This is a genomic window from Burkholderiaceae bacterium DAT-1 (assembly GCA_019084025.1).
GTDB lineage: Bacteria > Pseudomonadota > Gammaproteobacteria > Burkholderiales > Chitinimonadaceae > DAT-1.
The window spans coordinates 477,100-497,648 of sequence record JAHRBI010000001.1 but is presented as its reverse complement, the minus strand read 5'-3'; the positions used below and the strand labels follow the sequence as shown (position 1 = coordinate 497,648).

General features: G+C 49.9%; 18 protein-coding genes and 1 tRNA gene. 2 read left to right on the top strand and 17 right to left on the bottom strand.

Annotated features, from left to right (window positions below; translation table 11 throughout):
- Window positions 1-37: 37 nt before the first annotated feature.
- On the bottom strand, window positions 38-664 hold the full coding sequence (locus tag KSF73_02310; protein MBV1774541.1) for a hypothetical protein: 627 nt from the start codon (window positions 662-664) through the stop codon (window positions 38-40).
- A 921-nt stretch (window positions 665-1,585) separates the two neighbouring features.
- Complete coding sequence (locus KSF73_02305) at window positions 1,586-2,920, bottom strand: hypothetical protein (protein ID MBV1774540.1); 1,335 nt, start codon at window positions 2,918-2,920, stop codon at window positions 1,586-1,588.
- Between the two features lie 1,157 nt (window positions 2,921-4,077).
- On the opposite strand from KSF73_02305, the gene KSF73_02300 reads away from it, so the two are divergent.
- Window positions 4,078-4,386, top strand: a complete 309-nt coding sequence (locus tag KSF73_02300; protein ID MBV1774539.1) for a GIY-YIG nuclease family protein — start codon at window positions 4,078-4,080, stop codon at window positions 4,384-4,386.
- A 162-nt stretch (window positions 4,387-4,548) separates the two neighbouring features.
- Here KSF73_02300 and KSF73_02295 read toward each other — a convergent pair whose 3' ends face one another.
- The 7 genes from KSF73_02295 to KSF73_02265 all read right to left on the bottom strand — a co-directional run bounded on the left by KSF73_02295 (window position 4,549) and on the right by KSF73_02265 (window position 11,217).
- The gene (locus KSF73_02295) at window positions 4,549-5,499 is read right to left on the bottom strand and encodes a hypothetical protein (protein ID MBV1774538.1); all 951 of its coding nucleotides are present in this window, start codon (window positions 5,497-5,499) and stop codon (window positions 4,549-4,551) included.
- Between the two features lie 881 nt (window positions 5,500-6,380).
- On the bottom strand, window positions 6,381-8,321 hold the full coding sequence (locus tag KSF73_02290) for a hypothetical protein (protein ID MBV1774537.1): 1,941 nt from the start codon (window positions 8,319-8,321) through the stop codon (window positions 6,381-6,383).
- 55 nt (window positions 8,322-8,376) lie between these two features.
- On the bottom strand, window positions 8,377-9,561 hold the full coding sequence (locus KSF73_02285; GenBank protein ID MBV1774536.1) for a tyrosine-type recombinase/integrase: 1,185 nt from the start codon (window positions 9,559-9,561) through the stop codon (window positions 8,377-8,379).
- A 251-nt stretch (window positions 9,562-9,812) separates the two neighbouring features.
- Complete coding sequence (locus KSF73_02280; protein ID MBV1774535.1) at window positions 9,813-10,088, bottom strand: hypothetical protein; 276 nt, start codon at window positions 10,086-10,088, stop codon at window positions 9,813-9,815.
- Between the two features lie 46 nt (window positions 10,089-10,134).
- The gene (locus KSF73_02275; GenBank protein ID MBV1774534.1) at window positions 10,135-10,326 is read right to left on the bottom strand and encodes a hypothetical protein; all 192 of its coding nucleotides are present in this window, start codon (window positions 10,324-10,326) and stop codon (window positions 10,135-10,137) included.
- Window positions 10,327-10,359: 33 nt separating this feature from the next.
- Window positions 10,360-10,767, bottom strand: coding sequence for a hypothetical protein (locus KSF73_02270; GenBank protein MBV1774533.1), 408 nt, complete (start codon window positions 10,765-10,767; stop codon window positions 10,360-10,362).
- Between the two features lie 72 nt (window positions 10,768-10,839).
- Complete coding sequence (locus KSF73_02265) at window positions 10,840-11,217, bottom strand: hypothetical protein (protein ID MBV1774532.1); 378 nt, start codon at window positions 11,215-11,217, stop codon at window positions 10,840-10,842.
- A gap of 281 nt (window positions 11,218-11,498) precedes the next feature.
- On the opposite strand from KSF73_02265, the gene KSF73_02260 reads away from it, so the two are divergent.
- Window positions 11,499-12,611: an SH3 domain-containing protein gene (locus KSF73_02260; protein ID MBV1774531.1), complete on the top strand. Its 1,113-nt coding sequence runs from the start codon at window positions 11,499-11,501 to the stop codon at window positions 12,609-12,611.
- A gap of 232 nt (window positions 12,612-12,843) precedes the next feature.
- Here KSF73_02260 and KSF73_02255 read toward each other — a convergent pair.
- The 8 genes from KSF73_02255 to KSF73_02220 all read right to left on the bottom strand — a co-directional run bounded on the left by KSF73_02255 (window position 12,844) and on the right by KSF73_02220 (window position 20,411).
- Window positions 12,844-12,919 (bottom strand) — tRNA-Phe (locus KSF73_02255).
- A 27-nt stretch (window positions 12,920-12,946) separates the two neighbouring features.
- A complete protein-coding gene (locus KSF73_02250) occupies window positions 12,947-13,261 on the bottom strand; it encodes a hypothetical protein (GenBank protein ID MBV1774530.1) in 315 nt (104 codons plus the stop codon).
- A 442-nt stretch (window positions 13,262-13,703) separates the two neighbouring features.
- A complete protein-coding gene (locus tag KSF73_02245) occupies window positions 13,704-14,861 on the bottom strand; it encodes a hypothetical protein (GenBank protein ID MBV1774529.1) in 1,158 nt (385 codons plus the stop codon).
- A 2-nt stretch (window positions 14,862-14,863) separates the two neighbouring features.
- The gene (locus KSF73_02240; GenBank protein ID MBV1774528.1) at window positions 14,864-15,940 is read right to left on the bottom strand and encodes a type II secretion system F family protein; all 1,077 of its coding nucleotides are present in this window, start codon (window positions 15,938-15,940) and stop codon (window positions 14,864-14,866) included.
- Window positions 15,937-17,424: a Flp pilus assembly complex ATPase component TadA gene (tadA, locus tag KSF73_02235; protein ID MBV1774527.1), complete on the bottom strand. Its 1,488-nt coding sequence runs from the start codon at window positions 17,422-17,424 to the stop codon at window positions 15,937-15,939. The genes KSF73_02240 and tadA overlap by 4 nt, the downstream gene beginning before the upstream one ends.
- 3 nt (window positions 17,425-17,427) lie before the next feature.
- Window positions 17,428-17,712, bottom strand: coding sequence for a hypothetical protein (locus KSF73_02230; GenBank protein ID MBV1774526.1), 285 nt, complete (start codon window positions 17,710-17,712; stop codon window positions 17,428-17,430).
- Window positions 17,709-19,130 (bottom strand): hypothetical protein, encoded by a 1,422-nt coding sequence (locus tag KSF73_02225; GenBank protein MBV1774525.1) that lies wholly within the window; start codon window positions 19,128-19,130, stop codon window positions 17,709-17,711. Before KSF73_02225 ends, KSF73_02230 begins: the two co-directional genes overlap by 4 nt.
- A gap of 51 nt (window positions 19,131-19,181) precedes the next feature.
- Window positions 19,182-20,411: a sigma-54 dependent transcriptional regulator gene (locus tag KSF73_02220; GenBank protein ID MBV1774524.1), complete on the bottom strand. Its 1,230-nt coding sequence runs from the start codon at window positions 20,409-20,411 to the stop codon at window positions 19,182-19,184.
- Window positions 20,412-20,549 lie beyond the last annotated feature (138 nt).

Sequence of the window (20,549 nt, the reverse complement as noted above, 5' to 3'; positions counted from 1 at the left end):
TGGCCGGGTTTTTTCATGCAGAAGCGGTCGCTTAAAATTAGAACTGCGCGCTCATGAAAATCCCGACATGGGAACCGTCTGTGGTCAGCTGGTGGCGGGATACATCGATGCCGTTATATTTCTGCAACTTCAGCGTTTCATGGACATAGCGGCCACTTAGCCATACGCGGTCGTTCATTGCGTAGCCTAGTTCGATGACCGAACTGTTCTCACCTGCGTATTCAGCGCTTTCGCTGGCGCCATCTGCATCAAGCTTCAGCTTGGCCGTGCCAATGTGGCGAATGCCTGCGCCAATGCGCCATTGCGGTGAAAACTGGTAAAAGCCCAGGACTTCGAATGGAAAGCGCGAGAACGTGGCGTCACCATTTTTATAGTGGCGGTTATCGACGTGGTAATTGAGGGTTGCTTGCAGGGCGATCGGATAGTCCTGCGACTGAAAGACGACCCCCGCGCCGAGCTGAACGAGATTACCGGCGTACAGCTTGTCCGTTCCCTTGCTGGTTTCTACCGTGGCAAGCTTATCGCCGCCGCCAGTCAGGCCAGCCTGCACAATAAAGCGGAAAGGCTTGTAATTCGCTTGCTCCGTCATCATCGGGGTTTGCTCATCTGCATAGGCTGCGAGCGAAGCGAGGACAAGGCAACCTCCTAATACTGCTTTTTTCATTTTTAAGTGATCCAGTGACATCAGAAAAGACAAAGGGCGGTCAGTCTAGGTTGTTCCGCCAAGCCATTCAAATAATCGGTGCGATCGGGGAGGGTGAATGGAAAAACTGTGGTGAATTCGGTGTGGATGGGGGTGTGCTTGACTGAATGCTTCGGCATTCTTCAGAGGACTGAAAAACAAAAAACCCGCGTTGCACTGAGCAAAGCGGGTTTCAAGTATTTCCTCACAAGTCCCACTAGGTGGGGTGGTGGCCGGTCGCGGAATCGAACCACGGACACGCGGATTTTCAATCCCCACGTTTTCTATGAAGTTAAGAGATGTACAAGTTAGATGAAGGATGTTCCTGAAGGAAAGACCTCGCCGTTTCTGACGAGCTTTGCTTGCTCTACATTGAAGGGCTTTCATCAAGGAAGTACCTACCTAAAGTTGGCATTACACGTTGGCGATGCCATGAAGGTTTGGTGAGTGGAAGCGGTAAGTAAGGCGTACGGCAGGCAGTTGTGCAAGTCGTTAAAGGTATGGGGTAAGGATTTCCCTGATCAAATGAATCTGGTGGTGGATCAAAAAGTCGTGAGCTGGGGCACGTGCGCACGGCGAGCGACAGTCTGAGAAAGAATCGGCATTTGGGGTATTGCCCCCCATGCTAACTAAACTCTTGGTATGCCGTGGTAGGGAAAGGCCAGTTCGAAGGTGTGCTCTAGTGCTGAAGTGGAGTGCAGTCACATCTATGGCCTTTAATCCATCGGATTTTATTCAAATGAGCCAAAGAATATTTCACTGTATGACTTGGTCGAAAGAGTTCATTTTTTTATTGGCGATATGGTCTTGATTAGGGAGCCTCTGAGTGAGTAAAAATATAAGGTCGTGCAATCATGTAACCCGTTGATTGAACATGCCTGATTTTTGTGAAAAGGGACTTATTCAGAGCCTCCTTAGGGTGACAATATTATTTTTGTCTTTTGTGATTGAGAAAATGTCGCCGCAAGCAATAACTAATTGAGTGAGTGGGCTTGCGGCTTTAGTAGATATGCCAAAGTTTCGTAGTGCTGGAGTTGCCTGTTCGATTCTAATAATGCCATTATTTTTTTTGAATATTTTAAGAATTTCTTGTTTGACTTCTGATCGTCTTTCATCAAAAGATTTGTGGCCGAAACTAGGCGTGACTTTGTGCATTGGATTCATATAATGCACGTTGCAAGCAATAAGTATGCCAGATTTAATGTCTTGGCCAATGGCTGGCTCTATTCCGAGGCAGAAAGTGAAATTTTTAATATGGGTAATATCTTCAATATCCTCAATGTCTTTAATATTGAATTTGTCTATATCTACGTGTATTTTTTTTAAATTTATGCCTAGATGTAAGTCATATGTGAATCCCAGCGGGCCAAGTTTGATGGTGCCCTTGTGAAAAGAGCCTAGCAAGGGAGTGCTGTGTGAGAGGATATTTTCAAGTCTTAAGGCAATGCTTTCAATGTTTCGTTCAGCAACTCCCTTGCGCTGTTCGAGCCAACTTATTTCAGCACCCAAAAATAGAGGGATATGCACTCTTTCAAGTTGTGACTTAAAAAAAGATATTACTCTCCTTGAGTGAAGATCAAAAACAAATGCTCTTCCGCTGTGGATGTTGCAGATGATGCCACTTCGTCGCTTGATGGGGGGAGTAATATCACTATCAGATAGGCGTGGAATTGCAGTGTAATGATTGTGGTTTATTTTTTTTGAGTGTGATCTGTATCCTATGATGAATAGAAGTTTGCTTGATTTAAATGTGAGCTCATAATTAAGTTGAGCTCTATGAAGGGATAGAAAAATATCTTTTCCATCTACTTTAAAAGCGACCTTTTTTTGGGGATCATTGCCAGTTATTGTTCCATGAATAGTTTTGCCGAGCCATTCAATAACTGGCGTGGAGCCGCTCCATGGTTGAGGATTTTCTGCTTGAATTAAGTGGTCAGGGGCAGAGACTGAGGTGCCTGTCCAGCTTACATATGTGCCAATGACAAGTGGGATATTTGATTCGCGAAGTTTTGAAGTTTCTATTGAATAGCATCGCCCTTCGTAGCTAACCAGAGTTGATATTCCAAAGCGGTTAATATTACTAAGCTGGCCAAAAATTCGTGCATCAATTTGTGTAGGTTCCTTGTTTGAATATAATATCTCTATATTGGTTTCGAGGGCGGGTTCTTCTTTGGAGGAGGGAGTGTCACTGGAGAAGAATTGAAGGAATTTATTTAATCTATGTTTAAACATGCGCATTGTGTGCTCAGTGAATAATGGGGTAGGGCTTATGGATGATAGTCTGTTGGCGATAATTGTATCATTTTGGAATTTAATTGGTCTACTATAATTGGGCTTTGATTGCCAACTTGAATGGTTAAGTGATTTTAGGTGTGGGAAGTGGATTAGGGGTGTGAAGGCGCTTGACATAATGCCGCTTACTATTTATTATTTGTAATGTAGATGCCTTGAATGAACTTGCCTTAAATGGGTGGGTGATGTTGTGGCTTGTCTGGGATGACATGGGTTTAACAATTGGTATCTAACAGCCATTGTTGAATCTTCTCTCTGAGAAGCTGTGATAATGTTTGATAAAGTCTTGATGAACGGAGTTGGCTTGCTTGGTAGCAAGCATGATGGTTTAGTAGTACTTGCATGACTACTTTGGGTTTTTGAGGGTTGGCTCAAGGGTGGTAATGTTTACTGAACAATCGACTTCCAACGGTAATAACCTTGAAAATTTATCCTGACTGTATCAATGCTACCATTTTCATGGCAAATACATAATTAGTAATTGATTGTAAAGCCCGGCTGGTAACTGGGCTTTTTGTAAAGCCCGGCTGGTAACTGGGCTTTTTTAAAGCCCGGTTTGGTACCCCGGGCTTTCTTTATTCATCTTGACGGATGTAAATAGAACCTCTGAATAAGTCCAAATATAAGGTTGCGCATCAAAATAACCCGTTGATTGGACCTGCCTGATCTTATGGTGAAGGGACTTATTCAGAGTATCCTAAAGCATATTTGAATGTTAATTAATATGCGTAACTGTCACACGAATAACCTTGCGCGGTGTAAGTGGTGTATTGGATTTGGCTGTAATTCAATAGGGCTGATATATTGCCTTCTTAGTGTGCTGTTGTATATTTGTTCTTCTGGATCAAGAATAAGTAGAAAAGTATCACAATTAATAAATTCATACTAAGATAAAGTATTCCTGATGCGTACTCAGACTTGAAATTTTCAAGTGTGGATGCAATGGGATGGCAAAGGTATGCTTCAACTTGAGTTTCAGTAAACTAAAGCATTATTCTAGGTTGGTAACTTGCTGAGTGGAGATGCTGAGTTTTGCCTCTTGTTCGAGGTGTGCTTGTTGTTTTTTCTGGTTGAATCATTCACTGTGCAATCAAGGAGAAATTATGTCGATTTATAAGCCTGGACGTCCGAACAAAGGAAACCCGCCAGATGAGGCTGGTGAATATCGGTTTAGGAATAAAGACACGAATGAAATTGATTACATTGGAGAGACAAATAATCTCAGGCGGAGAGAGAGGGAGCACTATAATTCGGATAAGCCCCTTTCTCCAGAAACTCATGACTTTGAATGGCAGCGCGCAGATGGTAGGAGTACATCTGGCACACGCAGAGAGCATGAGTCAGAAAAGATTGGTCAGCATAATCCACTATTAAATATTCGCGGTGGAGGAGGTGGTAGAACTGCGAAATAATATTTGGAAAAGCGCCGAAGTTATGCGGCGCTTTAATTGTATTTGTTAATTTAGTTTTTAAGAAGTATGGAATGTATTGCTGTGAATTATAAATGGATAGAATTTTGTAGATAATGCTGGTTCGCTGCTTGGGTGTTAAATTTGGATTAATGAGATTTCAGTTTAGAAATCTGCTCTTCTTTTTCCGTATTTTGTTGGATCTGAATGAATGTCAAAGCAGCCATTTGGTGCTTGTAAGTCCCACGTGTCCTCCGTTAACCCGAGTTTCTTTAAGAGTCTAAATTGTTTAGAACTTGCTTGGTTGATACATAAGACCGTTACATAAAATAAGAAAAAGAATTTCAAGCCTTTTCTGTCTTCTACAAATCTAATCGAGCTTTTCATGAATATAATTCCAGATGGCATCTTTATCGCTTCATATATAAGCCTAAGATCGGTTCTCCCAACTATTTTTGCAGGATATTTTCGTCTATTTGACAATACCTCAAGAATAGATCGGATTTGATCAGATCTTGAGAGATGGCTTTCTATTGCTCGTTCACTCCACCGTTCAAGAGCGTGACTGGTGAAGACTCTTGTTATGCCAAAGGTGTTAAAGTCAGGTTCTGAAAAAATCGCAGATGGAACTAATTGCCTCGTGACATATAGACTGCCCAGCTTTCCTCTCCAAGCTCCAGCACGCGGTATTTCCATTGCAATTGCAGATTCGGTTACAATTCTTGGCTTATGTTCATTCTTTATGTTTGTAAAATTCATCAGGCCATGAATAGGAGATGACGCTGCGATCTTAAACTCAATAGGAGCTGATAGCAAAGCTTCCAATGTTTTTTTGCTTTGAATTTTACCCCCTCTTTTCTTGGCTATCTCACTTATTATTTCCGCCCGTTTTTTGATGATTTCCGAATAGAATCCACCCAGAAACATGATGTCGGCAGTATTCATTGCATCCTTTTCGCGGAGTTTGGATAGCCAAACGGTGATGTCACGAAAAGCCTCGTTAGTTGCAATGATTTCATCATATTTGCCCAGTGGCATGGCTGCATGTACTTCTTGTGGAGCTTCGCTCGATGCGTTGTGAATCACCTGCAGTGTTGGTACTGGCATGCCATTCATATTGAAATCCTCTCGTGTGACGATGCATTGCCCTGTATGGCTTGAGATGCGGTCCATTCCATAGGGCGTATGCACCTTCAGTTCCAGATGGTGGAGCGCCCCTAATAGCACTACAAATGCGCGGAATCGTGATTGCTTGAGTTGGTGTCCTGATTTCCTCGGACAGCAGACTCAATGGCCCTTTGCTCATGCTTGGCGATGCGTGAGCGTGGCTGACTGTAAATCACAGTTCTGCGGTGCAACTAAGGCATATGCATAGACATCAGTGAACACCATATGGGTGTGCATAGGCCTAGCGCAGATACGCCTAACAAATCGATGATGTATCGGGCTTGCTGTACGAGTTCGGTGACTGCCGGTTATGAAGTCGCATGATGCGTAAGGGTAAAACCCAAAACGCATACAAATAAGCTCAAGTGATGCAGAGCTGGTCTGGCTCACTCAAGTTATTCAGCAAGTAGCTGGCAGGAGCCAGCTTTCTGGAAGCAGTAAAGACTCTGTGTGTGCAAAAGCTGAGTACGCAGCAAAGTTGATCGGAGAGTCGACCGCGCCACCGACTTATGAAAAAGGCGGTGAATTTTAGGTTCCAGTATGTCCCGCAAGAATAATTGATTAACGGGCAGGTACTTATGCCACGGATTAATCCAATATTGACGCTGGAATCACCCGCGCCGGAGGTTCACACCCTCAGCCGGAGTGGAGCTGATCCGTACCGATCGTCCACGAGCTAATAATAGGCAGGAAAGCGAAGGATTGCAAAGACGTGAGTCACTCGGATCTCACTTGTGATGGAAAAGGTACACAGGTGCCGGGGGAGAGGGGGCTCGAACCCCATAAAAAAACACCGGCCTGATCAGGCCGGTGCTTGTCAAACACCTCTGCTAGTCCTCTACGAACTCGGTTGCCAGCGTGTGGAGCGTTTCGTAACCGTCAGGTGCCGGTGCCTGAGCATCGCCCTCTGGAGCCGTGCGGAGCATGCATGGAAGGTAGTAGCCCCCGTTTGACCTTTGATATTCTTGAACATTCAAAAGGTCCATTACCTCCTCGTAGGCAACACGTTGAGATTTAGGTGTTGCGCCAATCTCATCGCAGTGCTCTACATATGCTTTATATAGATCCCTTCTCTCTATTCTGAATTTCTTGACAGGTACTGCTTCCTTCCTGTTGATGATCAGGCAGTGGTTCGCAAATGACAGCACGCTACTCAGCTTCTCCTTGTACGCGGTCAGCGCCTGTTCACTACTCTTTGGGATGCAGAAACCACCTGAAGCATGCAAGGATTGGTACCCCTTGATGGCCCAGTTCAGGATGCCAGGCAGCTCATTTGCCAGCTTCTGGCTGAGGTTTCGGTCAATCTGGCTCTCTTCAACCCTATTGTTCAAGCGGAGAACGATCAGTCGACGGAACCAGCCGTGGGAAGTGTCCTTGCTTCGGGGGAGCGAATTGACCGATACGACGAGCTTTGCCGTTGCCTTGAACTGGAAGGGGTCCTTGCCCTTCCTCTCGGCCGAAATCAGTCCGCCTGCAACAACACGCTTGATGATCTCGTCGGGCAGCTTTGCGCCTGCAGCGACCTCATCCGAGATGTTCGCCAGCTTGCCGCTCATCTCGGCGACATTGAACTTACCTGCGAGCGCTGGAAGGGGTATCACTGAGACATTGTGCACCCCGAGCAGGGAGGTCATTGTCGAGGTAATCACGCTCTTGCCATTGGAGCCGGTGCCCCACAGCCACAGCATTTTTTGGAAGGAAGTGTCTTGTGTAAGCATGTAGCCCATGTACTGCTGCAGGACGAGGATTTTGGCGCTTTGGTCAGCATCACCCCTGAAGGTAGCCTCCAGGAATTTGAGCCACTCTTCGCATGCTGCCTGCGGATCAAAGGTAATGCTGAGCTTGTTCTGCAGGTTGTTTTCGGGGTTGTCAGAGCTGAGTTCGCCAGTCATGAGGTCAACCGTTCCATTGGCGCAGCCAATCAAATGGGCCAGCGGCTCAGGACGGAATTCCTTGCGGCAGGTGACCGTCAGCACGTTAATAACCGCTTCCACTTCGCGCAATGGCTTGCTCTGCTTGTAATGCTCGTTGACTAGGGATGTCTGCAGTGTCTTCACTGCAATTGACGACCATGAACCGGATTTGTAGACCCAGAACAGCCCCTCGCTGAAGTAAGGGCTGATGCCGCCAAAGTAGGTGGCTATGACCGCTTCAGCCTCTAGGTAGTCCGACTCGACTGGCGTCGAGTTGCTGGCAGTCCTGCTGCTGGTGCGGTGGCCTTTGAGTACAGGAAGTGCATCTACATCAATCGCCTTACCATCGGCCTTGCATTCGATGAAGTGATCGGCTGGATGGCTGCCGTCATGGGATGGCATATAGTAGATCTGAACGGCGTTGTCGGAGCAGGGATCCACTTCGACATTGAGGAGCTTGCCTATGCGGCTGGCAATCTTATCGGTGCTGTAGCGACCTGAAGGGACATCTTTGGTCAGAGGCATCACCAAACGCAGCTTGTATGCCTCAGCTGTTGAAGAGAACGTGGTGTACAGGATATAGGCGTATGGCTTAAGAGACGCCTTCAAGGTAGCGAGCCCTTCGGGTGACAGCTCTGCATCAATGTCCAGGATTGCGCCGGTAACTGCGACCGCATTCTCCTTTGTACGGGGCTGATTGGGCTTGAACTCCGTCAGCGAGAACAGTTTCGCCTGATCCTTACTGGGAATGGTAGCGTGACCTAATTGTCCAAAGTGGTAGCACAGCTCTTCAAAATTACATTTTTCAACGCTTTTCGGACGATTGGATTTGATGACTTCGAATTCAGAGAATTGCATTTTTAGGACTTTCTAAAAAAATGCCCCTTCCGAGGCTAAGTGTTTGACTTAATGGTTATTTCATGACTACGTTGGCCATCACATCACTGGCGACGCGGAGACCCGAAGTGCTGAAGTGGGCGTAGCGCTGGGTGGTGGATGGTGATGCATGCCCGACCAGATGTTGGACGGTATAGAGCGACACCCCGTTCTCAACCAGCAACGAGCAAAAGCTGTGGCGGAGATCGTGTATACGCATATGGCTGAGGCCTGCGGCCTCAAGGATGCGGGTAAAAGCCTTGCGCGGATTGTTCAGTGGCTTGGATGGGTCCTTGCCTGGAAAAATCCAAGGCGAACCTGCAACCCGAACTTGCTTACGAAAGATGCTGATTGCGGCCTCGTTGAGCGTGACATGTCGGGACTTTCCGGCTTTTGTGGTCGGAAGGTAGAGCGTGCCAGCATCAATGTCGAGATGCTCCCATCGTGCCTGCAGGATTTCTTCACGACGGCAACCAGTCAGCAGTAATGCCATGATTGCTGATGCAGCAACCTGATTGGTTTCATGCTGCGCGGCCTCCACGAGGCGCTTTGCCTCTTCCTTATTCAGGTACTTCTGATGCTTGATTTCCTCCTTAAACTTGATTGCATGGGTAACAGGGCTCGTTGCGACAATTTCCCACTTGACTGCCAGTGAAAACATCTTCGACAGCAGGGAGCGGTGACGATTGGCGGTGGCCGGAGATAGCAGGTTTTTGATTGTATTCAGGTAGGTGTCGATGCAACGTGTAGTGATATCGCTTAATCGGTATTTGCCAAAGGCGGGGATCAGGTGTTGATTGAGCTTGGCTTCGTCATCTGCGATGGACCGCTTGTACCCGCTTGCATGGGGAACATAGTGCTCCTTAGAAAACTTGGAGAAGAGCGGCACTGCCTTCAGTTGCTGGTTTTCGTTGAACGGGTTGCCACCCCGCTCGATTTGGGCACGGAAACCCAATGCAATCGTACGAGCTTGCTCTACCGTGATCGCGCCAAACGTACCGATACGAAGATGTCTTTTATGACCAGCGATAGTCGCGGCGAACCAGAACGATTTTTGCCCTGACTTGGTCACCTCAATACGAAGACCCTTGACCAATGGGCAAGTGATGCTACGTGACTTCGAGCTTGAATTGGCATCGTGAGGCTTTAAGGCCCTGATTGCCTTATCGGTAAAGGGCGGAGCGTTACTACTTGAACTACTGGGATCAACTTTCATTGCCATGATAGAACCTTTGTAAAAAGGAGGTCATGGCAAGAGGGGGGTGAGATGCGGCAGCGGTACCCGCGCCCATACACAACCACCGCAGAACGAGTCGTACTCGTGCGATGACCATCCTTGTGGATGACTTCCAATAGGCTTATTGGAGTTGGTTTGTATGGCGGGTATTAATCGGAGGCCGCGACCGGAAGCAGGGGACTGGGCGCTGTGGCGCTAGAGACTGCTTCCCTCTAGCACAGCCTCTGTCGATAGCGTCAGAGGCTCATCCAGTTTTTAGGTGTATGTGAATCGCCTATGTAAAGCGATTCAAGGTGCGAATCTTGTACCGTCTTTTGGGTGGTTGTCAACACTCGCGGCATATGAATCCGTTGATTAGAACCCAATTTCTCCCTGTTTTCTTCAGAAATTCCCTCTTGCCACAATGGGTTAGGATGCTGGGTGTGGAAATGTCCAGAAAGAGGCTTCAGTGGCCAGCCTATGGCCAGCCAATTTGAACTTGGATAAAAGTTGGTGCCCTTCGCGCCCTTCATGCCCTTTCATACACCTTGAGGGCGCGAAGGGCGTCAAGGGCACCATTTACAACTGGCGTCGCGCCAACCATGCAACCGTATCCAAGTACGCTAGTGCCTCCGCCTCTTCACGATGACAGTTGCCGTCAAATTCACGGATAGCAGCTCGTTCCATGAAAAATTCGGCAGCATCGGCATCTAGGGATTGGAACCATACGAAAAGTGACTCCTTGCTTGGTTTGAAAGGATGTGAATTCATGATCGCCTCCATCTGCTCGTCTCACGCATGGCGTCACACCTCTGTCGGTGTTGTGCATGGTGAAAGGTGGAAACGGCAGAACGCTGAAATTTCGTGGTCAATGCCTGATGACTTCGGAATGATGATCTCAATACCTGATCCAGAGTCTCCGGTCAGATAAAGCAGTTCGTAACAGGTAGCATGTTCCTCGATGAACTCGAACCCCGGATGCAGGTCCAGATCGGTAGAGCATTCAAGTGAGGACTCAATACTGAGGCTGCCACCAGTAATTGCTTCCACTTCCCTTGGGTGATCCGAGTCGTCGATGATGATGAACTGCGAATATTCGAACGGGTCGATTTCACATGTGTCCAGAAACTGACCAATCCGCATTTCAACTAGGCTTTTGATTTCGCTATTCACAATCTTGTGAATATCTTGATGGGACTGGATGATCATCATTGCTGATTGTCTCCATGCTGGATGTGTAGATTTTCTGGATTTTGAGGGGCTGAGATTCCATATAGGCCAGCCTCATGATTTGGTTTTCTTGGCATATTTGGCCCTGAGCTTGGAAATGGGACCCAATAGGTAGACCCCCTTTTTATCCCCCTTTGTGATGATTTCCTCATTGATTAAGATGGCGGCTAGGTAATAACCGTTATTGCACGATCTACTTTTCAAATAGGCGGGTTGAAGCTGTTTAGGCGAAATGATTGACCCCTCGTTAATTTCGGAGAGGATGGATTCAATTCGACCAAATGGGATTGGTTCGGTGCCGAATATTCCGCCGGATGTGGAAGTGATGCGAATGGCGAAATCATCAACTTCCTTTGCGAAATCTATTGTATAAGTGATTTCGCTGAATTTTTTGCCGCCAAGCGTGCTTGTGCTTTTTGTCTGGGGGTTCATGATGGTTATCCCAAAATGTGGTCGATCAGGTTTTCGGGATGAATGGAAATGCTGAAGTCAATTTCAAGTTCAAAATTGATTTCAAGAATAGAGTCGGAGGTTTCGTGATGGGTAGGCATATTTCCTCGTAATGGTTGATGATTCGAGGAAATATATCTGTCCAATAAATATTTAGATTCGGGTTAAAGTATGTTTGTATATCATTATTCTGTGAAATAGATTGTGTGGATAAGGTCCTGCTCGAATGGTAAAGTTAACTATCGTTCTGCGGGGTGTGATAGATGAATAATTACGATCAGCTGCTGGGTATCAGGGGTGCGCTGGGTATGCTCCAACTGCAGGAGTCTAAGAGAGAACTCCTTGACTCTTTGAAGATGGGAGGATGGGGTACGATGTTGAAATACAATAGCGGCTCATTGGATGTCCTATCTTCTAGGAATGATCATCTTCGCTATTTTGCTGATTTTGAAAGGTCCACCTCAGCTTTACATTCAGTTGGGGAACTTCGTGAGGTATTGCTTGGGATAGAGGCGCTCCCCTTCAGTACCTATCGTGAATCCTTACAAGCATTAGTGATGCATGATCCATTAAGCGAATACCGCAGAATTTATGATAAGTATAATGTGCTTGATCCTATTCAAGAGCTGCGTGATGGATTAAGGTCGCTGCATATTTTGGATCCTTTAAAAGAATATAGGGATGCATTAGAGGCAAGCCGTGTTTTGAGCGACTTTTCTGGAATGAATTCGACTTTCAAGTCTTTGGGGATTGAAAGTATTATTAAGTATGCTACAAGAGAGGAGTGGTCCGCAATCTATAGCTACTTCGATGATAAAGTAGAGCTAGGTCCCGATAATACTATTTCGCTGGGTTCTGCAACGTTTAGCTGTGCTGAAATTCAAAGAATTGCCGATGAAATTGCAGATAAGATTTTTAGTGATTCCTCTGAAAGAATTGAACAGGTTCTGGAAAGGCTGATTGCTGAAGTCAAGGCTTTAAAGAGTCCGGTCCTTGAGAAGATTTTAACCTTGTTTGTTTTTCCAATAATAATGACTTTTGCTTTTTCTTTTATTAACTCTGGTGTTGATTACTATGTGAAAAACTATTTAACAGCTCCGCCACGTGAGGTGGAGAAGAAGATAAAAAAACACGTAATTTCTGAGGTGGAGGATAGGGCTGTCCTCGAAAAATTCAGACTGGTTTCAGGAAAGGCGATTAATGTGAGACTTAATCCATCTGCTAACTCACCAGTTGTCGGTCAATTTCAATTGGGGCAAGTGGTTGCGTTGATGGAGAAACGAGGGGATTGGTCTCTTGTTGCATGGTCTGATGATGGTGGCGGTGTTGTGGTGCGAGGATGGGTGTTCAGTCGATATTTAAAAAAATTCAATTAAAGGGGCAAAGATGAATGAGGACACAGTAAGTAAGGTTACTAACCTGTTTTACTACGGTAAAAGCGCGTAGCTCAAAAACGCGGGCTGTATTTCGCCTGTCGGGAGCACGGTACCAATGGTTTGCTGGCTATAGCCCGGCAGCCGTTCCTTGAACATTTGAAAACAAAAAACCCGCGTTGCAATGAGCAAAGCGGGTTTCAAGTATTTCCTCACAAGTCCCACAGAGTGGGGATGGTGGCCGGTCGCGGAATCGAACCACGGACACGCGGATTTTCAATCCGCTGCTCTACCAACTGAGCTAACCGGCCGCAAGTGAGACGCGCATTAAACCCGATTTAAGAAGGTGCGTCAACCTTTTTCTGCAAATTTTTTTCGGTGTGAGACCGGTTTTGTCCGGGATTCTTGCCTATCTTTCTGTTTTTAATGGGTATTCTTTCATTGCTGGTGGGAGCAAAAAAATGGGGTTCGTATGCGCGGTCTTGTGTCCAGAGTCGCAAAATTTTGCCGTTTCTCTCGAGCCTGCCTTGCTGTGGAATCGCAGAACCTTGTTGGTCAATCACGTGTCGTTCATGAGGCGTAAACAAGAGCGTTCCAAGGGATTCGTTCTGTGGTGGGACGGATAGCAGCCCCAGAAGGAGCAGGGTGTTCATGGCTGTAGCCATCTGAGTTCACCTTCGCAACGCAAATGGGCGCCCGATGTGCGCGTCAGGATGCAGCGATCAAAGTGCACACGCCCGGGAAGCATTGCCAGGCTACCGAGCCATTCGATTGCGGCAACATCATGTACAAATATGCCATCTACCACGAGAGACACGTGCAACCACCCGTTCGGGTCAGGTGCCACGGCATCTCCGATCGTAATCAGGGTAGGGGGAAGAGGGGAGCGCGCGGTGTGCCATGCGGCCCGTGGATCATGGATAAGTGCATGTGTGATGGCGGTTGGTGCAGGTATGGATGGCGGACTTTGCACCGGACGCATCCTGGTCTGACTCATCACAGCTAGTCCGTATGCCTGGGCTGACATATGTATGGCCAGCACGCTGCTTAGCAAGGCAAGACACGGCGCGATGAGTGAGGCGAGGCGGGTGGGTATCATGGCAATGGATGAGTGACGTCCAGGGTGTGGGTATCCTGATGGATGATCAGGCCCGGTGTTCGCTGCAGCTGATCGATCCAGATGCGCGCAGAGGCGTCTGGGCCATGATAGGTCAGCGTACTACGTACATTTCCCCCGTTAGATTGCCAGCGGATTTGGTCAATTCGGATATCCGGTGGCGGCATCAGTCGGGCTGCCAGCGCATGCAAATCGCGATCGGGCCGAGTCTGATGTTCATCTGCATCGGCAATCAGCGCTGACCATGTGGCGGACTGCGAACCTGAATGCGAAGATTCCGTCACGTGAGGTAATGGTGCCGGGCGGGTTGCCAGATAGTGACGCGTCGACTGGCTGTATCCATGCAGAACCCCACTCAAGCCGAGCGCGGCAAGTGAGAGCGCGATAAAGCGGCGCTGCCATGCGGGGCTCGCGTAACCATGACTGGACAGTATGTCTGGTGCCCGCATCAGCACAGGACAGTGCAGTCCTCCCTGGCGGCACAGTACGGAAAGCAGAGAAATATCAGGCGGGATGTCGATTAAGCAGATGTCGAGTCCTGCACGTTCTGCGTGCTGCCCTACACCCTCTCCGTTTGCCTCGGTGCTGATCATCAGGGTGAGAGGGGCGGCTAATCGGAGGATGCGATATTCCTGCAGCTGTGGCCTGATCCAATCATCGTTTCCCAATTGCTCGCCATGGTCGGTGCTATGCAATATTGCACCGTGCTCACACAGTAGCATGCGTGTACGTCTGCCTAGCGGTAAGGCGAGCAAGGTGGGCGTCTGCAGATGCGGCAACAGCGCGTGCGCGGCCAGCATGGCTGCACTGACCACTCGCCAGGGTCGGGACAGTGGCTTGAGCGTCTGCGCCAGCCAGTCGCGCATGCCGGCCTCGCGACAGTGAAAGTGCAGGGTGCGATCTCCCATTGACCAAGTCTGCTGCCAATCGTGCTCGCTCGCCATCGGGGGTATTTCGCTGATGGATTCGCTGGCCAAGTTGAGCAGTATAAACAGCTGCCGTGTCGACTGACCCAGTGCAGGAAGCCAGTCATCCTGATCGCTTAGCTGAATGGCCTGATCCAATGGCGTATTGTCAGGCAGAAACCAAATTCCATCATCGTCTATCAGGATCAGATCCGGATCGTGCCGACCCATGGCTATCCTCCTAATTTGCCCACTAAGTCGTACACGGGCAGCATCACCGCGGCAATGATGCCTGTCATGATTCCCCCAAGGAGCAGCGTCAAAGCAGGCTCGATACTGGCGATGAGCTTATCGGTGCGCTGCTGGCACCGCCGTTCGAAATAGGTGTGGGCGCGTTTCAGGGTAGAGAGCAGGGCACCGGTGTGTTCGCCTGTTTGAATCAATTGGATAAACAGGCTAGGCAAGCGAAGATGCCTGCCGAGGGCAAGACTCAGCGGATGGCCATTTTCCAGATGTACGCAGCACTGTCGAAGAGAGTGCCCAAGCTCTGGATTTGACTGGTTGTGTGCGCAGACGGATACGCACTCTGCGAGGGGCATACCGGACTCGAACAGCATGGCGAGCTGTGAGGCCAGATGACTGGCTCGCCATTCTTGCCGCCATGCGCCGATGACTGGCGCGGACTCCAGGACATGCCCCAGCCATCGCTGGAATCGGGTAGATAGCAGCGTGGCCATTCCGAAGCATAAGGGCGGTGCGAATAGGCAGAGACAGGAAAGGATAGGTGCCTGGCGAAACACCTCATTCACGGACAGCAAGGCTCGCATCGTAGCGGGTGGCTGACTGCCAAACGCACTGAACATGCCGGCAAGTTGAGGGAGTAGCCAGCCAATGATAAAGACGCTGGCTCCGCCACCCACCATCAGCACCAGTGCCGGATAGGTCAGTGCCTTCCGTAAGTGTTTGCGCGCTGCGACATGTTGCTGCAAAACGGCTTCCAGGCGACCCAGTGCTTCGGGTAGTTTTCCGCTGAGTTCGCCTGCTCGAATGACGGCCAGACAGTGCAATGGAATCTGAAGCCCGCAGCGCCGCAGCGCATCCGAAAGGGGAAAGCCGCTTTCTATGATGGCCGCCATTTGCTGAACGGCTGTGCGCCAGCGTGCATGAACCACCAGATCGTGCTGCAGCTTCAATGCCTGCGCGAGAGGTAAGCCAGCGTCGAGTAGCTGGGCCAGCTGAAAGCAGAACTCAGCCAGATCTTCATCTTGAACCGGATAAGCGGCGCGAGAATGACGTAGAAATGGTGTCACGGCCGCCATCCTGTCACGCGTTCGATTTCTGCCGCTGTGGTTAACCCCGCACGAAGAATGCGTTGGGCATCATCCTGAAGGGTGTGTTGCGGATGCAGACTGTCTAGTGCAGTACAGTCAGGTATCAGGCATTCGGCCAGAATGGTTCTACCCTTGAAGCCGCGATGCTGGCAAAGGCTGCATCCCGCGCCAAAGCAGTGCGGACACTGTGTACGCACCAGACGCTGCGACAGGATCAGTTTCAGTTCGCTGGCAAGCTGGCGCGTTGAGATGCCCAGCTCCTCCATGCGCAGCACGGCGTTTCGAGTGGAGGATGCGTGTACGGTAGATAAGACCAGATGTCCTGTCATGGCAGCGCGCATGGCCATGGCTGCAGTTTCTGCATCCCGAATTTCGCCAATCAGAATGATGTCCGGATCCTGGCGCATCAGGGCACGGATGCCATCCGGGAAATTCAGCTGTTCGGAAATGGCGGTTTGACGAATGTGGGGTAACCTGACTTCCACTGGGTCTTCAAGCGTCGCAATATGAATGCCGGGGCTGGATAGGGTGGCGACTAGCGCATGCAACGTAGATGTCTTACCCGAACCCGTGGGGCCGCAGACAAGAATCAGCCCGGAGGGATAGCGCATGGCGAGCTCAAGTGCGGATTGCACTGGTGGAGCCAGGCCAAGCGATGCCAGGCTGCGCGGACCCATATTGAGGTCCGCAAGGCGGAGCACGAGTTTCTCGCCGTCGATTGTGGGCAGGCTGGATACTCTGATTTCCAGCTTTGCATGCTGGCCTTGCCAGGAAAACCGGCCATCCTGAGGATGGCGTGTGTCGGTAATGTCCATGCCCGCAAGTGTTTTGATGCGATTGATGAGCTGAGGCCAGCGATCGAGCGAGGCACTGTGCTGCAGATGTAGCACCCCATCAATTCGCATGCGGATATCACCACTGTAGCGTCCGGGTTCGAAATGAATGTCCGAGGCGCGTAGTCGATGTGCCTCGCCCAGACAGTCATCCAGTATGCCCGGCGCATCCAGATCCTGCCACGCCATTGGCGGCCGCTGCTCCAGGGACAGTGCTTGCGCCAAAGTGAGCGGGTCGCACAATGCAGGCTCGATTAACCAATCGCGATGTAAATGCCGCGTCAGCATGTCCAGGACAACTGTATCCTGTGGGCGTGACATTGCCAGGGTCATGGTGCGAGCGGCAGTGTCCAGTCGGGCTGGCCAGACTTGATAACGGCGTGCGAGATGAGGGCTGAATGGCATCTCGCCAATGCACGTATCCAGTGTGGTGACTAGTTCATTTCCTAGTCTTTTTGCAAGTCTGGGCCAGATGTCCTGCGCCTGAGAAAAGCCCAGCTCGATTAATGTTTCGCCAATGGGTTTGCCGAGGGTGCGTTGTGCCGTCAGTGCCAGGTGAAGTTGGTCAGGATGCAGGATGCCTTCAGCGACTAATGATTCACCAAAACGGACAGTTGGACGACTTGTCATGGTTCATTTGCCTTGTGAGTTGGGCATACGGGTCAGTCGAAGGGGCGGAATGGCTTGCAGCTTGCTCCCCTGGATCTGGACAGCGGACTGCAGTCGGGGCGTTGGCAGTGCGACAGATGCCGGTTCACTGGTCGCTGGCGCAGAAGGTGTGCGAGATGCTGCCTGCGTGTCCGGATGCCATTGAACGGGCCACCAGCAGCCTAGGCTAATCAGCGTGCAGATGACCCAGGCCAGACCGTGATGCTTCGATGTGCGGCCAAGACGGATCATGCGTATCGGTCTGCTCATCGAACCTCCTCGGGTAGGGCATCAGGCCAGCGGGATTCTGCAGCCTTGATGTGTGCCCGGAGCACAATCAGCAGCTCTGTGCGTCGAGCAAGACGTGACTGACTACCAAAGAGCCGATCCAGTCCAAACGGAAAGGTCTGACTGCCCGGCACACGATCCAGATCATGATCCCTCTGCTGCTGCACCAGTCCGCCGAGCACGGCTGTTTCCCCGTCGGCGAGCGTTAAGAGTGATTCGATTTCGCGTACCTGAATTTCCGGAACGGGATTGCGGATACTTTGAGCGGCCAGTCCATCTGCTTGCAGCATGGCAATTGCCGGATCATCCCGATAACCGGTGATACGGCTAATCGTGGGGCGGATATGCAGGATAAGGTCGCCATGAGCACTGATCTGAGGCAGGACTGTCATCACAAATCCGACGGGGACTGTATGAACCGTACTGCTGTATACGCGGCGCTCCGGTGTGCGCTCCGTGGCCTCGCGGATATCGATTTGTGTACTGAAGTAGACTTTTTCGTCTACTACTTTCAAGACTGCACTTTGATTGTTGAGCGCCATGATGCGCGGGTTTGATAGCACACGCGCCGAGCCAACTGACTCAAGTAGCTTCAGGACGCCATTCAGGTCGCCTGACAAATAGCGCGCCAGTCCGAAGGGCTCGGTGCTCAATCTGCTACCCAGGCTGGATTGACCGAATTCCAGTCGCTTTCCGCCTAAAAGCACGCTCCAATTCACACCCGCTGAAAATTCCTCCTTGAGTTCAAGCTCAACCAGTGCCGCGTCGATCAGAATCTGCCGGTGTGATTGCAGATTGATATCGTTCAGGAAGGTGGTAAGTGCAAGGTGTTCGCCACGTTTGAGCCACGCAGCAATGACCCCGCTTTCTGGGTGTAGAACAAATCGTGGCACGGGTGCACTTGCATCGCCCTGCAGAGGTGCGGCGGGTTGCAGTAATGTGGCGATGGCCTTTTCCAGTCGGCCCCAGAATTGCTGATCGCTGGCGCTAGTGAGGTCGGTTTCACTGCTATTGCCCGTCTGGGGGGCGTTTGCCTGTGCGCTACCCGTGGTGCCAACTGCGGTAGACAAGGAAACATGCCCTTTCATCTGTCGGGCGATCTGGGGATAGTCCACGCGGTAGGTATGCAGGGTAGGGACATCATCGTTGACGAGAATGCGCTTATCGCGAATCTCGATCAGCAATCCTGTTTGTAGGGCAATTGCCTCCAGCAGCGTGGCAAGCGGTCTGTTCTTCAATAGGAGCGTAAGACGAGCGTCGCTGCCTGTCTGGATTTGCAATTCCATCCCGCTGTCGGCAGCGAGTGCCGTGAGCACTTCGCGTAAGGGGACATCGCGTACTTCGAGTGAGTACGTGGCAGATTCACCTCTGGCAGAAAGATGGATTGCGACTATTAACATGATGGATATGATTAATTTGTACATTAATTATAAAATATATAAGTAAAATGATTAAAAAAATAATGGCAGATCATCAGAGAGCGTGTCAGACATGATGAGCAATGGATACAACGCGTGTAGTTTGCCTAGCAGCGTAGTGCGCTTGATCCCTAGCAGGCGTGCTGCATCAGTTTTATTATGCTGGCACTGATTGAGTGCCGACATAATGACACTGGCCTCAATCTGCTTCAGCCAGTCATCCAGTTTGAAACCGGGTTGCAGAGGATGAGGCCGACGCTCGGTGTGGGAGGTATCTACAGGTAGAGGCAGATGAGGTTCGATATCCTCCGCGCTTAAACACGCCCGATCTGCGTGTGTGCACAAGCGAAATGCAAAATTGCGCAGCTCCCGCATATTGCCTGCAAAAGGATGGTTCGCCAGGCGTTGGAGCGCGCCGATGTCCAGTGCTGGTCGGAGCGAGTTCCCATCCCGGCAGTTCAAAAAATGATCGAGCCAGATCCAGCGATCCGCGCCGCACTGTCTGAGCGACGGGGTCTGGATATTCAGCACATTGAGCCGGTACATCAAATCCGAGCGGAACAATCCCTCCTCGACTGCTTGGTTCAGATCGCGATTGGTGGCTGCCACAATGCGGGCTGACGTCATGCGTACTGTTGTTTCGCCCACACGTACGAACTCACGGTTTTCCAGAACGCGCAGGAGTTTGGCTTGCACCTCCGGCGATAACTCGCCCACTTCGTCTAGAAATAAAGTGCCGGCGCCACAGGTTTCGAAGTAGCCGCGACTATCTTTGCTTGCTCCTGTAAATGCACCCTTGGCCGAACCAAACAAAATGGACTCGGCCAGACTCTCTGGTAAGGTTGCGCAATTGACGCGCATAAATGGCTGATCGGCACGCGGACTGAGGGCATGCAGCGCATGTGCGACCAGTTCTTTGCCTGTGCCGGATTCTCCGGTAATCAGCACCGGCCAAATGAAGGGCGCATACCGTGCAATGGTTTCACGAAGTGAGATGATGGGGGGACTGTGACCCATGATCGGATGTGAGGATGGGGAACCATCCTGATGATTGAGCGTCCATGCCAGTGTTGCAAGCAGGTCTGCTTCTTCCGGGGGCTTGATTGAAACGGGTTGCGTGGATGCGCTGCCGGACGGTTCCCGCGCCAAAAGTAGCAGTTGACCCTGTTCACCGCTTGACGTGACATTGAAGGCCAATGAGAGGGCTTGCCGGATGTGCTCATGCGGGATGCTGTGATGAGTCGAAAGCTGGAGTAGGATCATATTAAACTCATGTACAATATATAAAACAATAACTTGCGACATGATGTAACAGTTTGTCGGTCAAATGCAAATTGTTGCGATGCGAGAAATTTTGGCCGAAAAATTGATTACAATTTCAATCATGCTTAAAATGGCGCG

Bases quoted from the DNA above. Each gene is read 5' to 3' on its own strand.
- KSF73_02310 (MBV1774541.1), bottom strand. From the start codon at position 664: ATGAAAAAAGCAGTATTAGGAGGTTGCCTTGTCCTCGCTTCGCTCGCA.
- KSF73_02305 (MBV1774540.1), bottom strand. From the start codon at position 2,920: ATGCGCATGTTTAAACATAGATTAAATAAATTCCTTCAATTCTTCTCC.
- KSF73_02300 (MBV1774539.1), top strand. From the start codon at position 4,078: ATGTCGATTTATAAGCCTGGACGTCCGAACAAAGGAAACCCGCCAGAT.
- KSF73_02295 (MBV1774538.1), bottom strand. From the start codon at position 5,499: ATGAATGGCATGCCAGTACCAACACTGCAGGTGATTCACAACGCATCG.
- KSF73_02290 (MBV1774537.1), bottom strand. From the start codon at position 8,321: ATGCAATTCTCTGAATTCGAAGTCATCAAATCCAATCGTCCGAAAAGC.
- KSF73_02285 (MBV1774536.1), bottom strand. From the start codon at position 9,561: ATGGCAATGAAAGTTGATCCCAGTAGTTCAAGTAGTAACGCTCCGCCC.
- KSF73_02280 (MBV1774535.1), bottom strand. From the start codon at position 10,088: ATGAAGGGCGCGAAGGGCACCAACTTTTATCCAAGTTCAAATTGGCTG.
- KSF73_02275 (MBV1774534.1), bottom strand. From the start codon at position 10,326: ATGAATTCACATCCTTTCAAACCAAGCAAGGAGTCACTTTTCGTATGG.
- KSF73_02270 (MBV1774533.1), bottom strand. From the start codon at position 10,767: ATGATGATCATCCAGTCCCATCAAGATATTCACAAGATTGTGAATAGC.
- KSF73_02265 (MBV1774532.1), bottom strand. From the start codon at position 11,217: ATGAACCCCCAGACAAAAAGCACAAGCACGCTTGGCGGCAAAAAATTC.
- KSF73_02260 (MBV1774531.1), top strand. From the start codon at position 11,499: ATGAATAATTACGATCAGCTGCTGGGTATCAGGGGTGCGCTGGGTATG.
- KSF73_02250 (MBV1774530.1), bottom strand. From the start codon at position 13,261: ATGAACACCCTGCTCCTTCTGGGGCTGCTATCCGTCCCACCACAGAAC.
- KSF73_02245 (MBV1774529.1), bottom strand. From the start codon at position 14,861: ATGGGTCGGCACGATCCGGATCTGATCCTGATAGACGATGATGGAATT.
- tadA (MBV1774527.1), bottom strand. From the start codon at position 17,424: ATGACAAGTCGTCCAACTGTCCGTTTTGGTGAATCATTAGTCGCTGAA.
- KSF73_02230 (MBV1774526.1), bottom strand. From the start codon at position 17,712: ATGAGCAGACCGATACGCATGATCCGTCTTGGCCGCACATCGAAGCAT.
- KSF73_02225 (MBV1774525.1), bottom strand. From the start codon at position 19,130: ATGTTAATAGTCGCAATCCATCTTTCTGCCAGAGGTGAATCTGCCACG.
- KSF73_02220 (MBV1774524.1), bottom strand. From the start codon at position 20,411: ATGATCCTACTCCAGCTTTCGACTCATCACAGCATCCCGCATGAGCAC.